Consider the following 12885-nt stretch of genomic DNA (forward strand, 5'->3'; position numbering starts at 1 on the left):
TCGCCTACCGGGCCGCCAGCCACTCGGCGAAGTCCCCGGTGAGGAACTCGGCGTACTCGACGACACCGAGGTACAGCGAGACGAAGACGACGATCACGACTGGGATGCGAACGACCCAGATCCAGAGGTCGCCGAGCCCGCCGAGGTCGCCGATCCCTCTTTCGAGCTCCTCGCGGGCGACCTCGGGAACGGCCCAGCCGACGAACAGCGCGAGCAGTAGCGCGCCCAACACCAGCAGGATGCTGTCGGCGAACAGGTCGAGCAGGTCGAGGAAGACGAGGTCTACGGTGACGGGCACGCCGAGGAGGAACACCGCGACGCCGAGCCCGGCCGCGGCGGGAACCCGCTCGATGCCGAACTCGTCGATCAGGTAGGACGCGAGCACTTCGAGGATACTGATCGCCGAGGAGAGCGCCGCGATCCCGACCATCGCGAAGAAGATCACGCCGATGACCCGGCCGGCGGGGATCTCCGCGAACGCGCTCGTCAGGCTCACGAATATCTCGCCGGGACCGCCGTCGCCGGGTGTCAGCCCCGCGGCGAAGAGGAACGGGAAGACGACGAAGCCGACGATCACGGCGATGAGCGTATCGAGCCCGACGATCACGCCGGCGTCCTCCGCGAGGTTCCGGTCCTCGCCGAGATAGGAGGCGTACGTTATCATCACGCCCATGCCGAGCGAGAGGGTGAAGAAGGCCTGTCCGGCCGCGGCGGGCAGGATACTCGTCCAGTTCTCGGCGATAACGCCGAAGTCGGGCGAGAGGTAGTACGCGTACGCCTCCGTGGAGGCGTCGAGCGTGAACCCGTACGCCGCGAGCCCGATCAGGAGGACGACGATGGCCGGCACCATCACCTTCACCGCGACCTCGATCCCGCTGCGAATCCCCGCAGCGATGATCCCGATCACGAGCGTCATAAAGAGCGCGTGGAACAGCAGCGAATCGAGCCCGGTCGCGACGCCCCCGAACAGCGCCTCGGCGGCCTCTGGGCTGGCGGCACCCGCCGCGTAGCCGTCGGTCACGCCGATGACGGTGTACCGCAGGAACCAGCCGGCGACGACGCTGTAGTACGAGAGGATAATGAAGCCGGTAACGACGAACAGGTAGCCGACGTATTGCCACGCCCCGCTACCGAGCTCGCGGATCGCCCCGACCGGGTTGAGCTCCGTTCGGCGGCCGACGACGAACTCGACGAGCAGCGCCGGGAAGCCGATGAGAAGAATGAAGGCGAGATACACGAGGAGGAACGCTGATCCGCCTTCCTGACCAGTGATGAACGGGAACCGCCAGATGTTTCCGAGCCCCACCGCGCTTCCGACGGCGGCGAGGATGAACCCGACTCGTGTCGCCCACGTCTCTCGTGCCATGATCGTCGGAAAACTCGGGGGCGGATACAAAAGTATGTCTTTCGAAACCCCCTTATTCCGGATGTAATTAAACGAACGATCATCGGACTCGACGAGGGGCACGGGGCGTGAAAACACCGTGAATTTAATAGACGGAAGCCGACCTCACGGTACATGGAACGCGTAGACGTCGCTATCGTGGGTGGCGGCCCCGCCGGTTCCGCCGCGGCGCACGCGGCTGCGAGCGCCGGTGCCGAGACCCTCCTGCTGGAGAAGGGCGTCCCGCGGGCGGATCGGGAGGGACTCGGTCCCGACTCGACGGACGCCGCGGGCATCCTCGATTACTGGGTCGACATTATGGGGATCCACCCCGACGAGTTCGACGAGGGCGTCGTCCAGCGGGAGCTGAACCGGGCGGAGTTCCGTGGGCCGAGCGAGTCAGCGACGCTGTACTCGACGGGGATCGACTCCTCATACGACACGTTCGGCTACACTTTCCAGCGGGCTCGGTTCGACGATTGGATGCGCGAGCGTGCCGAGAACGCCGGCGCCGAGTACCGCGTCGGCGAGTCGGTTCGCGGGGTGGAGACGGACCTCGATGCGGCGACGGGGACGGACGGGAACGAAACGCCGACAGGAGGAAACGAACGGGCCGAAGAGGGGAGCAGCGGCCCGCGACACGTCCTCCAGCTCGCGTCGGGCGGGACTGTCGGGGCCGACTTCCTGGTGCTCGCCGACGGGCCACAACGGACGGTGACGAACCGGGTGCTCGACGAGTACCTCCCGGAGGGCGCGGGTGGGTCCGACCGGCTCGCGCCGCCGGAGGCCAACCACATCGCCTATCAGGAGTACCGGCGAGTTCCCGAAGAGGTGTTCGCGGAGTTCGACGACGCCATCGTCTTCTGGTGGGGCGTTATCCCCGGCGAAACGGCGTACCCGTGGATCTTCCCGAACGAGGATCGGCTCTGTCGGATCGGGCTGACGATGCCGATCGGGATGGACATCGACGCGTTCGACGCCGCGGAGTACGAGCTGCTCGACGCGGACGACGAGTCGATCCCGAGCGGCGGCGAGTACATCCGGCGGCTGTTGGAGTGGCAGTTCGGCGACGAGTACGACATCGAAACGGAGTTTCCGCTGGTCGAGGAGGCGGGCAAACGCGGCGGAACCGAGACGTACCCGATCTCCTCGACGCGACCGATCGACTCGCCGACCGAGGCGGGGATCGCGGTCGTCGGCGGGGCGATGGGGACGACGTCGGCGTTCCACGAGGGTGGAGACCACGTCGCCGTCCGGACGGGTGCCATCGCCGGCGAGCTCGCCGCAAGCGGAGATCTCGCCGCCTACAACCGCCGCTGGAAGGAGGCGATCGGCGACGAGGTCGTCCGGAACGTGACGATGGCGGACATGGTCGCCGAGTACGGCCCCGCCGACTGGGACCGGGTGATCGGGGCGGCGGACGCGATGCTCGCGGCGGACACAGGTGATGGGCTGCTGGCACAGCCGTACCGCTCGGGCTGGGAGTCGCTGAAGCTCCTGCTCGGCTACAAGTGGAACAAGCGGAAGACGAAACGCGACTACGTGACGATCAGCGAGGACGAATACGTCTACTGAGGCCCCGAGCGGAGATCACTGGCCGTTCCCCACGGATCCGACACCCTCCTCTGACACGAGCGTGTACAACTCGGTCTGCGGCTCGACGAAGTACGCCGCGCCGTCGGCCGTCACCTCTATCATCTCCTCCTGTCCGAGATACCCCCACTGCGTGTCGACGCCGAGCTCGAGGGTGTATATTTCCCCTTCACGGACGATCCCCTCCGGCGACTCCCCGTACCGGTCCCATCGCGGACCGAGCAGCGTCCCGCCGTCGTGAGCGTTCCGCCCGACGTTGTGTCCCGCGGCGTGCTCGTACGCCGGCCAGCCCCGGTCGGTGATCGTCGACCGGGCGGCGGCGTCCACCTCGAACCCCTGTACTCCCGGCTCAACGGTCTCGAAGGCGGCGTCGATCGCCGCTCGGACGTCGTCGTATGCGGCCCGGAGGTCGGCCGGCGGCGTCGTCGGGTCCCCCTCACTCTCGTTGCCGCCGTCGTCGCCGTTGCCATCGCTGTCGTTCTTGCCGTCGTCCCCGTCGCCGTCCGCGGGTCGGTAGAAGAGTCGCTGGATGTCCGCGGCGTAGCCGCGGTGTTTCACCCCGAAGTCGACGTGGAGCACCTCGCCCGGGGGGAGGGTGCGGTCGCCGGGGGTCGTGTGTCCGACCGGTGCGTCTCCGCCGGCGTGGACGGTCGGACAGTACTCCCAGCTCCAAGCGCTCTCGAGACCGCGTGTCCGCATCCGGTCGTGGAAGAACGCCGAGACGTCCGCCTCGGTCCACGTCGGCGTCCAGGCCGCCGCGAGCTCGTCGAACAGCTCGATCGTGACGTCGGCGGCCCGCGCGACCCGGTCGTACTCCATCGAAGACTTCTCGCTTCGGAGGCGCGCGACCACGTCACGGGCGCTCACGAGCGCGTCCTCGTACCCGGTTCCGGCGAGCGCGTCGGTGAGCTGGAGATACATCCCGTGGGTGAGGCCGTCGGCGACTACGTCGTCGCGGGCGTAGTTGACCGCGATCTCCGTCGGGTCGACGTTATCGATCACCGTTCGGAGCGCCGGTTCGAACGACTCGTCGTACGGGTGTACCGTGTACTCGCCGAGCGCGTCAGCGTTCGGGGCGTCGTGACGACCGATAACGACGTGTCGCTCGTCCTCGGGGGTGACGACGACGAACGTCGGCCAAACGACGTCGAACCCGAGCAGAAACGGGAGACAGGGCTCGTCGATCTCGGTCGTCTCGCGGGCGACGGTGAGCCAGCAGTCGGTGTCGGTCTCACGGAGCAGGCGGACCGCCTGCTCGAGCTTCTCGCCGATGAGGGCTGTGTCGGACATGCCCATCCGGTCACGGGGGCCGAACATAGGCTTTCGGACGGTGAACCCGTTCGGTTCCAGCGGGTATCCCTCTCAGCGAATGACCGGTGCGTGTCGCTCGAACGAGGCCGAGGGGAGGCTATCGAGAGCGACCGACTCCACCTCGTGAGTCGGCCACTGGCCGGTCTTCGTCAGCGTCTCGAAGCGGTCGCTCGCGACCAGATACGTGTCCTCGCTTTTCGCTCCCCGGATCGTGGGGTTCCAAGCGTAGCCCATCGGTCGAGTCACCGGTTCGTCGCTGTCGGGGGTCGCGATCCACTCGCGACCGGCGAACCCGGCCGCACCGCCCTGGTGGTGGCGCTTCCACTCGTCGGCGAAGCCGACGGCGGCGTACGCCTCGCGGATCGCGTCGAACACGTCGCCGGCGGTGTCCGGTCCCTCGCCGGCACCGAGCTCGCCGGCCGCGGCCGCGCGGGTGGCGGCGAGCGCGGTGGCTTCGACGCGGGCGGCGGCGCGGTGTCGGTCCTCCAGCCAATCGGGGGCGTCGAACGCGACGGTCCGGGTGATGGAGGCGTACAGGCCGGCGCGTTCGGCCGTGACCGAGACGAGCGCGTAGTCGCCCAGCGTCGCGTCGGTCGGCGTGAAGTGGCGGTACTTCCGGGCGCGCTCGCCCCCGCCCACGAGCACGACGGGGGTGTTTACGTCCCGGGAGGCCAGCGAGATGTCGATCCCGGCGGCCACCTCGTACTCGGGGTCCTCGGGTTCGAGGTTCCGGCAGACCGTCTCGACCGCAGCGGCGACCTCGCGGCCGAGCTCGCGGTACCGTTCGACGTCGTCGTCGGTGAGGGGCTGTCGAAGCCCGCTCACGTCGAGGTCGGCGAAGCCGGGCACGTCGAAGTCGGCGGCGGCGGGTGTCGGCGAGCGTTCGGCGACGGCCTCGGCGAGCGAGTCGGCGTACCAGGGGAACGACTCGACGGCGACCCGGTCGGGGAGCTCCTCGGCCGCGAGCCGGTCCGCCTCGATCCCGTCGGTGATCACGCGGAAGTCGCCGTCGTAGCCGGCGGCGGCGACGCCGTGAGGCGCGTCCGCGTCGACGACGTTGTCGCCGCCGACGAGCCACGCGAACCCGTTCGGCGCCGCGAACCAGACGGCTTCGAGCCCGCGATCGGCGAGATACGCGTCCAACCGGTCCGCACGCGCGTCGAGATCAACCATACCCGAGAACTCGCTGCGACCCAGTAAAAGCGGTCGATCGCCGATGACGGGACGGGCAAACCGGAACGGGCTGGGCGAGTCGGAGAACGTGTGCCGAATCCCCACGCCGGCCCCCGTTCCGAAAGGTTCAATTACGTCCCCCGGATACGACGAAACGCGTCAGTAAGCCCCGGCGGGTTGGTAGTCTAGCCCGGTTATGACACCTCCTTGACATGGAGGAGGCCGGCGGTTCAAATCCGCCCCAACCCACTTCCTTTCGTCACGTCGAACCCAGTAGGGACCCGTCCCGCGTGCGACGTGTTTTTATCCGTCGCCGTCGGTCTACGACCGAGACGATGCCACGCGAACAGTACCAAGCGAAACTGGAAGGGCTCCGCGAGGACGTACTCTACATGAGCGAGGTCGTCGCGGACCGGCTCCGGACCGCCCTCGACGCGTTGGAACGGCAGGACGGCGAACTCGGCGAGGAGGTCATCACCGGCGACGCCGAAGTCAACGAGCTCTACTTGGAGCTGGAACGGGAGTGTACGGACCTGATCGCGCTTCAGCAGCCGGTCGCGGGCGACCTCCGGTTCATCGCCGCCTCGTTCAAGATCATCACGGATCTCGAGCGAATCGCGGATCTGGCGACCAACCTCGGGCGGTACGCCGGCGAAGCTGAGGAGGAAGTGTTCCCCGACGTCGACGTCCAGCGGATCGGCGATACGACCCTGGAGATGTTGGACGCGGCGATGACCGCCTACGCCGACTCCGACTCGGAGCTGTGTTACGAGGTCGCCGCGATGGACGACGACCTCGACACGGCGTGCGAGGCAGCGAGCGATCTGGTCGTCCGCGACCTGATCGAGGAGGACCGCTTCCGGGACGACGACGACGTCGAAGCCACGATGGAGAACGTCTCCCGCCTGTTGCTCACGGTACGTGACCTCGAGCGAGTGGGTGACCACACCGTCAACATCGCCGCCCGTTCGCTGTACATGATCGAGAACGACGACGAACTGCTGTACTGACGGTCGAGAACGACGACGAACGACCGTGCTGACCCGCGGCGGATCGTCGGATCCGTCGGAAGCCGACGCGTACATACTTCCCCCCGACGACACTCGGCCATGAGCACGTACACGACGACGGTCCCCGTCCGGTTTCGCGACGTCGACGCCATGGGTCACGTGAACAACGCCGTCTACGCCACCTATCTGGAACAGGCTCGAACGGAGTACTTCCGTGACGTCCTCGACGCCGATCTCTCCTCGGTCTCGACGGTGCTCGCGTCGCTGTCGATATCGTTCCGCCGACCGGTTCACCTCGAAGACGACTCGGTCGATGTCGAGATCGACGTCACCGAGATCGGCGAGTCGAGCGTGCCGATGACCTACGAGCTTCGCACGGACGACGGCGTCGTCGCCGAGGCCGAGTCCGTGCAGGTGGCGGTCGACGAGACCGGATCGTCGCGGCCGATGCCCGAGGCGTACCGGACCGCGATCGAGTCGTATCACGGGCTTTAGACGGCCGGGAACGGATCGAAGGGGAGGCGAGCTCGGATGGCCAGCGACCCAGACGAGACGACCCACCGGCAGCGTCCCCGGCGACGACGCCGGGAGCCGTACCTTCTTGCCCGCGGGCGTCGATCGATCGGGTATGTCCATTCGACTGTACGCCCTGGACGGGTGTCCGTGGTGTGAGAAGGTGAGCGACGCCCTCGACGACGCTGAGGTCGAGTACGAGACGACGTGGGTCGACGCCCTCCACTCCGACCGGAACGAGGTAAAACGCGTGAGTGGGCAGCGTGGCGTCCCGGTCATCGTCGACGCGGACCGCGGCGTGACGATGTCGGAGAGCGCGAACATCTTGGAGTACGTCGACCGGACCCTCGCATGACGGTGTACACCGGGCGCGGCGACGAGGGGAAGACCGACCTACGGGACCTGAGTCGCGTGTCGAAGTCCAGCCCGCGGATCGAGGCGTACGGCACGGTCGACGAGGCGAACGCCCTGATAGGGACGGTGCGACCGACGGGGTACGCCGACATCGACGACGTGCTGGAAGCGGTTCAGAACCATCTCCACGTCGTCCAAGCCGACCTCGCGAACCCCGACCCCGATCCCGACGATCCCCGGGTGGAACCGACACACACGACGGAGCTGGAGGAACGTATCGACGCGTTCGACGAGGAGCTCGATCCGCTCCAGTCGTTCGTCCTCCCCGGCGGGGGATCGGCGGGCGCGGCGTTACACCACGCGCGGACGGTCGTCAGGCGGGCGGAACGGCGCGTGGTCAACCTCGCGGGGGCGGAGCCGATCAACGAGTCGGTGATCACGTACCTCAACCGACTGTCGGACCTCCTGTTCACGCTCGGACGGGTCGCGAACGCGCGTGACGGCGAGCCCGAGGAGTCGCCCTCGTACTAACGGAGCTCGGCCGCCACGGCCGCGGAGGAGGAGATCTCCCGCAAAGCATATATCTGTCCTTCGCTAAAGGGCAGATATGAGCAAACACTTCGAGGACGCACGGTACTACTTGGGTCGAGCGGCGGAACACGCGAAAGCGGGGATCAAAGAGGAACTGGAACCGCTTCAGGACCGCGTCTCGAAGCTCGTCGGCGACGAGCCCGAGGAGGAGCCCGAACCCTCCCGGCTCGACAAGCTGCAAGCCGACCTCAAGGAGCTCGAGGAGCGCGCCGAGGGCGAGGCCCGCGAAGCCGTGACGTCGGCGCGCGAACGGATCGAGGCGTACCGGGGTCGGAAAGACGAGAAACCGAGCGAGTAGCGAGCCGACTCGACCGACGAGCCGAGTCGGGTAGCGAGTCGGTCCGCCGAGCGAACCCGGGCCCGTACCGGTCCGAGCCGAGTGATCACGTATCGCCGTCGCTCCCGACGACGCGTTCCTCGGCGGGGACGACAGCGAACGGTACCCCTTCGCGTTCGAACAGGTCCCTGACCCGCCGAACACCTTCTTCGGCGTCGACCTCCCGTGCCCGATAGTGACGGATCGGGTGGCGGATCCAAGAGGGTTCCCAGTGGGCGTACACGTCCGTCGTCGACTCGTCGGGACCGACGAACAGCCCGAGATGGAGCTGGTGGCTGCTCCGGAGCGCGCCCGCCGGGTACCGCGCCCAGCTCGCGACGGTCGTCTCGGGCGGGGCGTCGTACGAACGGTGTTTCAGTGAGGAGACGAGGTTGCGGACGAAGCCGAGCCGGTGGAGCCGCGCCTCGACGTGCGGGTACGGCTCCTGCAGGGTCATGGCGTACTGGTCGGGAGGCGTGTCGCGCTCGGCGTACAGCCCGACGAGCGAGAGGGGGAGGTGGAGTACGCTGGCGACGTGTCGTCTGAAACGTTCGAGCGTGCGGAGCTCGTGGGTCATACGGCCCGTCTCGTCGGGAGAGCACTTGAATCCGGGCGACAAAGCAACCCTTAAGTTCGGACGCGCGGAATCCAGAGCCGTACGGGTCGGTGGTCTAGTCCGGTTATGACGGCTCCTTCACACGGAGCAGGTCGGCGGTTCGAATCCGCCCCGACCCATGAGCGTTTTCGACGAGCGTAGCGAGGAAATGACGCACAATGGGGAGGAAGGATTCGAACCCTGCAAGTCGCGCGCAACGAAGTGAGCACGTCTTGTTTCGGTTCGAATCCGACCCATTGGCTGCGGACGAGTCGTGAACGGGATTTCTCGATAGCGCAGCTGCGAGCGATGGCGAGCGGACCGGTTCGGTGAACGCGCTGGGTTAGCCAGCCGATGGTAGAGACGACGAGGTAGGACCGGTCCGGGCTGTTCCTCCCGCGGATCGACACGGCGCGTGTGAATAACACACAGGGATTTTTGTTCGCGGACGAGCACGGGTGTCGTATGCCATCCGCAGTCGGCAGATCGTCCCGTGATATCGGGACACCCCCCGTTCGTCACCGCGATCGCGCGGAGTGTCGACCGTGGCTCCGGCTCCTTCCTCCACACCGATTGCTGAGGGTGGTTCGACCGTGAACGTCCTTCGGATCCTCGCGAAGCGGGTCGCGATGGGCGTCGTCGTGGCGTGGACCGTACTGACGACGGTGTTCCTGCTGTTCTCGTTGACGGACGACTGGGTGCTCGACGGGCAGGAAGGTCTCCTGCGGTTCGCTCACCGTGACGGGGCACAAGCGGAAGCCGCGGTCGAAGAGATGACACAGCAGTACCTCGCGTCCCGGGGCCTGGACCGACCGATCGCCGAGCAGTATGTCGATTGGATGGGGAACATGGCTACCCTCGACTGGGGGTACTCCCTCTCGACCGGGGAGGCAGTTGCGCCGCTTCTGCTCCGTGCGACCGGGCGGACGCTGGCGTACGTCCTTCCAGCGCTGGTGGTAGCGTTCGGGGCCGGTCTGTCGATCGGACTGTACGCCGCGATGAATCGGGGTAGTTGGACGGGTCGGTTCGGCGTCGGGATCGCGTACCTCCTCTTCGCCGTCCCAGGGTTCTGGGTCGGCGGGATGGTGTTCTCGCTACAGTGGGGCGATCACATCGACCGGATCGATCCCGTGATAGCGTACTCGCCGCTGCTGTACGAGCAGCTCCTTCCGGTGGTTCTCACGGCGACCGTGCTTCTCGGGGGATACGTGAGCTACGCGCGAGCACACTCGCTGGAGTACGTCCCCGCGACGTTCATCACGCTGGTCGAGGCGAAAGGGGCGACACGGGTTCGGGTCGCGAAACACGTCGTCCGGAACGCCGCAATCCCCTTCTTTTCGATGCTGTTTACCGAAGCGGTCGGACTCCTCGTGCTGGCGGTGTTCGTGATCGAGGTGTTGTTTGGGATCGAAGGGTTCGGCCTCCTCCTTCTGGAAGCGGTGAACGCCCGCGACGTCCCGGTGTTACTGGGCGGGACCGTCTTCGTCATCGTGTTCGGCGTGCTCGGCAATATCGTCCAGGACGTCTCGTACGCCGTGTTGGACCCGAAAGTGAATGCAGTCTGACGCACCCGTCGGCGACGGAGAATACCCGCGGTTACGACGGGGTTATAACCGCCGAACGGATATCATGTTGTATGATAACACGAATTTCTGGGGCAGTCGGACGGCCCTCCGGAATCGACCGATCGGGTAGCAACGGTGAACCGGGCAACAGGCTTATTCCCGAACCGGGTCCAGTTACGGACAACCCCCGCGAGGAATCATGAACGAAGTTCAACTCGAAGTGGCGAAAGCGTACCCGAACGACTCGGGGCGCGGTATCGCCCGGCTCGACCCCGACACGCTGTTGCATCTCAAGCTCTCACCCGGCGACATCATCGAGATCGAGGGTGCGGAGACGACTGCCGCAAAGGTGTGGCGTGCGGACCGGCAAGACTGGAACACCGACACGGTCCGCGTCGACGGGTTCACCCGGCAGAACGCCGACGTCGGTATCGGTGAGCGCGTCACCATCCGGAAAGCGGAAGCCGAGAAGGCCGACAAGCTGGTGTTGGCCCCGCCCGAGGAGGCGTCCGTCCAGTTCGGATCGGACGCCGCCGGAATGGTGAAACGACAGATCCTCAAGCGGCCTGTCGTCGAGCGCGACATCGTCCCCGTGATGAGCTCGACGAACCACCCGTTCATGCGCTCGCCGGGCCAAGCGATCCCGTTGATCGCGGTGGAGACGGAGCCCGACGGCGTCTGTCTCATCACGGAGGACACCGAGGTCGAACTGCGCGAGGAGCCGATCTCCGGGTTCGAGAAAACCGGCGGTGGGATCACCTACGAGGACATCGGCGGGCTCAAAAACGAGATCCAGCGGGTTCGCGAGATGGTCGAGCTCCCGATGAAACACCCGCAGATCTTCTCGAAGCTCGGGATCGAACCCCCGCAGGGCGTCCTGTTACACGGCCCCCCGGGGACCGGGAAAACGCTGTTAGCGAAGGCGGTCGCCAACGAGACATCCGCGTCGTTCTTCTCGATCGCGGGCCCGGAGATCATCTCGAAGTACTACGGGGAGTCCGAACAGCAGCTCCGTGAGATCTTCGAGGACGCCAAAGAGGAGAGTCCGAGCATCATCTTCATCGACGAGCTCGACTCGATCGCGCCCAAACGCGAGGACGTCACCGGCGAGGTCGAACGCCGTGTCGTCGCCCAGCTGTTGACGATGATGGACGGGCTGGAAACGCGCGGGCAGGTGATCGTTATCGGCGCGACCAACCGCGTCGACAGCGTCGACCCGGCGCTCCGTCGCCCGGGGCGGTTCGACCGTGAGATCGAGATCGGCGTCCCGGACGAGGTCGGTCGCAAGGAGATCCTCCAGATCCACACCCGCGGGATGCCGCTGTCCGACGACGTGAGCCTCGACCACCTCGCCGACGAGACCCACGGGTTCGTCGGTGCCGACATCGAGAGCCTCACCAAGGAGGCGGCGATGAAAGCGCTTCGACGGTACCTCCCCGAGATCGATCTCGACGAGGAGGACATCCCGCCGAGCCTCATCGACCGCATGATCGTCAAACGCGACGACTTCGGCGGCGCGCTGAACGAGGTCGAGCCGTCGGCGATGCGAGAGGTGCTCGTCGAGCTCCCGAAGATGTCCTGGGAGGACGTCGGCGGGTTGGAGGACGCGAAACAGCAGGTACAGGAGTCCGTCGAGTGGCCGCTTACGTCCCCAGAGAAGTTCGAACGGATGGGCGTGGAAGCGCCGAAAGGCGTCCTGCTGTACGGCCCGCCGGGGACCGGGAAGACGCTGATGGCGAAGGCGGTCGCCAACGAGACGAACGCGAACTTCATCTCGGTTCGCGGCCCCCAGCTCCTCTCGAAGTGGGTCGGCGAGTCGGAGAAGGCGATCCGCCAGACGTTCCGGAAGGCACGGCAGGTGAGCCCGACGATCATCTTCTTCGACGAGCTCGACAGCCTCGCGCCCTCGCGCGGCCAGGAGATGGGTAACAACGTCTCCGAGCGGGTCGTCAATCAGCTGCTCACGGAGCTCGACGGGTTAGAGGAGATGGGCGACGTGATGGTGATCGGCGCGACGAACCGCCCGGACATGATCGATCCCGCGCTGCTCCGGTCGGGACGGTTCGACCGGCTCGTGATGATCGGCCAGCCCGATCAGGAGGGCCGCGAGCGGATCCTGGAGATCCACACGCAGGACACTCCGCTCGCGCCCGACGTCAGCCTACGGGAGGTCGCGGAGATCACGGACGGCTACGTCGGCTCCGACCTCGAGGGGATCGCCCGCGAGGCCGCGATCGAGGCGCTTCGCGACGACGACGAGGCCGAGGACGTGGAGATGAAACACTTCCGTCGGGCGATGGAGTCTGTGCGTCCGACGATCACGGAGGACCTCATGTCCTACTACGAGGACGTCAAACGCGAGTTCAAGGGCGGCGGCCGCGACACGGTTCGCGACGCCGGCGGCCGCGTCGGGTTCCAGTAGCCGATCGACCGCCGCGCTGACCTCGACCGCCGCGCTGACCTCGACCGCCGTTTTTTGT

12 protein-coding genes and 2 tRNA genes are annotated in these 12885 nt (G+C 66.6%); 10 read left to right on the forward strand and 4 right to left on the reverse strand.

Annotated elements, in window-relative coordinates:
• Positions 1-4: 4 nt before the first annotated feature.
• On the reverse strand, positions 5-1366 hold the full coding sequence (locus tag ACZ5TV_RS02880) for a sodium-dependent transporter (RefSeq protein WP_379781047.1): 1362 nt from the start codon (positions 1364-1366) through the stop codon (positions 5-7).
• Positions 1367-1519: 153 nt separating this feature from the next.
• Here ACZ5TV_RS02880 and ACZ5TV_RS02885 point away from each other — a divergent pair, with 153 nt between their 5' ends.
• The gene (locus tag ACZ5TV_RS02885) at positions 1520-2959 is read left to right on the forward strand and encodes an NAD(P)/FAD-dependent oxidoreductase (RefSeq protein ID WP_379781049.1); all 1440 of its coding nucleotides are present in this window, start codon (positions 1520-1522) and stop codon (positions 2957-2959) included.
• A 15-nt stretch (positions 2960-2974) separates the two neighbouring features.
• Here the strand turns inward: ACZ5TV_RS02885 and ACZ5TV_RS02890 are convergent, their stop codons facing one another.
• The gene (locus ACZ5TV_RS02890) at positions 2975-4267 is read right to left on the reverse strand and encodes a M24 family metallopeptidase (protein ID WP_379781051.1); all 1293 of its coding nucleotides are present in this window, start codon (positions 4265-4267) and stop codon (positions 2975-2977) included.
• 72 nt (positions 4268-4339) lie between these two features.
• Positions 4340-5461: a M24 family metallopeptidase gene (locus ACZ5TV_RS02895; RefSeq protein WP_464384084.1), complete on the reverse strand. Its 1122-nt coding sequence runs from the start codon at positions 5459-5461 to the stop codon at positions 4340-4342.
• A 174-nt stretch (positions 5462-5635) separates the two neighbouring features.
• Between ACZ5TV_RS02895 and ACZ5TV_RS02900 the strand changes: the two genes are divergently transcribed.
• The 6 genes from ACZ5TV_RS02900 to ACZ5TV_RS02925 all read left to right on the forward strand — a co-directional run bounded on the left by ACZ5TV_RS02900 (position 5636) and on the right by ACZ5TV_RS02925 (position 8227).
• Positions 5636-5710 (forward strand) — tRNA-Val (locus tag ACZ5TV_RS02900).
• Between the two features lie 86 nt (positions 5711-5796).
• Positions 5797-6471, forward strand: coding sequence for a phosphate signaling complex protein PhoU (gene phoU / locus ACZ5TV_RS02905; protein WP_379779393.1), 675 nt, complete (start codon positions 5797-5799; stop codon positions 6469-6471).
• 99 nt (positions 6472-6570) lie between these two features.
• Entirely contained in the window at positions 6571-6966 is a 396-nt protein-coding gene (locus tag ACZ5TV_RS02910; protein WP_379779395.1) for an acyl-CoA thioesterase, read from the forward strand.
• A gap of 133 nt (positions 6967-7099) precedes the next feature.
• Positions 7100-7339 (forward strand): glutaredoxin family protein, encoded by a 240-nt coding sequence (locus tag ACZ5TV_RS02915; protein WP_379779397.1) that lies wholly within the window; start codon positions 7100-7102, stop codon positions 7337-7339.
• On the forward strand, positions 7336-7869 hold the full coding sequence (locus ACZ5TV_RS02920) for a cob(I)yrinic acid a,c-diamide adenosyltransferase (protein ID WP_379779399.1): 534 nt from the start codon (positions 7336-7338) through the stop codon (positions 7867-7869). The genes ACZ5TV_RS02915 and ACZ5TV_RS02920 overlap by 4 nt, the downstream gene beginning before the upstream one ends.
• 76 nt (positions 7870-7945) lie before the next feature.
• Positions 7946-8227, forward strand: coding sequence for a DUF7553 family protein (locus ACZ5TV_RS02925; RefSeq protein WP_379779401.1), 282 nt, complete (start codon positions 7946-7948; stop codon positions 8225-8227).
• 85 nt (positions 8228-8312) lie between these two features.
• On the opposite strand, the gene ACZ5TV_RS02930 is transcribed toward ACZ5TV_RS02925, so the two are convergent.
• Positions 8313-8822, reverse strand: a complete 510-nt coding sequence (locus tag ACZ5TV_RS02930) for a hypothetical protein (protein ID WP_379779403.1) — start codon at positions 8820-8822, stop codon at positions 8313-8315.
• An 83-nt stretch (positions 8823-8905) separates the two neighbouring features.
• Between ACZ5TV_RS02930 and ACZ5TV_RS02935 the strand changes: the two genes are divergently transcribed.
• The 3 genes from ACZ5TV_RS02935 (at position 8906) to ACZ5TV_RS02945 (ending at position 12827) form a co-directional block, all read left to right on the forward strand.
• Positions 8906-8980, forward strand: a tRNA-Val gene (locus tag ACZ5TV_RS02935).
• A gap of 453 nt (positions 8981-9433) precedes the next feature.
• Complete coding sequence (locus ACZ5TV_RS02940) at positions 9434-10405, forward strand: ABC transporter permease (protein ID WP_379779405.1); 972 nt, start codon at positions 9434-9436, stop codon at positions 10403-10405.
• Positions 10406-10604: 199 nt separating this feature from the next.
• Positions 10605-12827, forward strand: coding sequence for a CDC48 family AAA ATPase (locus ACZ5TV_RS02945; protein ID WP_379779407.1), 2223 nt, complete (start codon positions 10605-10607; stop codon positions 12825-12827).
• Positions 12828-12885: the final 58 nt, after the last annotated feature.

The sequence above is a fragment of the Halorubrum tibetense genome (assembly GCF_055396225.1).

Excerpts from the sequence above, each read along its gene's own strand:
- ACZ5TV_RS02880 (WP_379781047.1), bottom strand. The coding sequence starts at position 1,366 with ATGGCACGAGAGACGTGGGCGACACGAGTCGGGTTCATCCTCGCCGCC.
- ACZ5TV_RS02885 (WP_379781049.1), top strand. The coding sequence starts at position 1,520 with ATGGAACGCGTAGACGTCGCTATCGTGGGTGGCGGCCCCGCCGGTTCC.
- ACZ5TV_RS02890 (WP_379781051.1), bottom strand. The coding sequence starts at position 4,267 with ATGTCCGACACAGCCCTCATCGGCGAGAAGCTCGAGCAGGCGGTCCGC.
- ACZ5TV_RS02895 (WP_464384084.1), bottom strand. The coding sequence starts at position 5,461 with ATGGTTGATCTCGACGCGCGTGCGGACCGGTTGGACGCGTATCTCGCC.
- phoU (WP_379779393.1), top strand. The coding sequence starts at position 5,797 with ATGCCACGCGAACAGTACCAAGCGAAACTGGAAGGGCTCCGCGAGGAC.
- ACZ5TV_RS02910 (WP_379779395.1), top strand. The coding sequence starts at position 6,571 with ATGAGCACGTACACGACGACGGTCCCCGTCCGGTTTCGCGACGTCGAC.
- ACZ5TV_RS02915 (WP_379779397.1), top strand. The coding sequence starts at position 7,100 with ATGTCCATTCGACTGTACGCCCTGGACGGGTGTCCGTGGTGTGAGAAG.
- ACZ5TV_RS02920 (WP_379779399.1), top strand. The coding sequence starts at position 7,336 with ATGACGGTGTACACCGGGCGCGGCGACGAGGGGAAGACCGACCTACGG.
- ACZ5TV_RS02925 (WP_379779401.1), top strand. The coding sequence starts at position 7,946 with ATGAGCAAACACTTCGAGGACGCACGGTACTACTTGGGTCGAGCGGCG.
- ACZ5TV_RS02930 (WP_379779403.1), bottom strand. The coding sequence starts at position 8,822 with ATGACCCACGAGCTCCGCACGCTCGAACGTTTCAGACGACACGTCGCC.
- ACZ5TV_RS02945 (WP_379779407.1), top strand. The coding sequence starts at position 10,605 with ATGAACGAAGTTCAACTCGAAGTGGCGAAAGCGTACCCGAACGACTCG.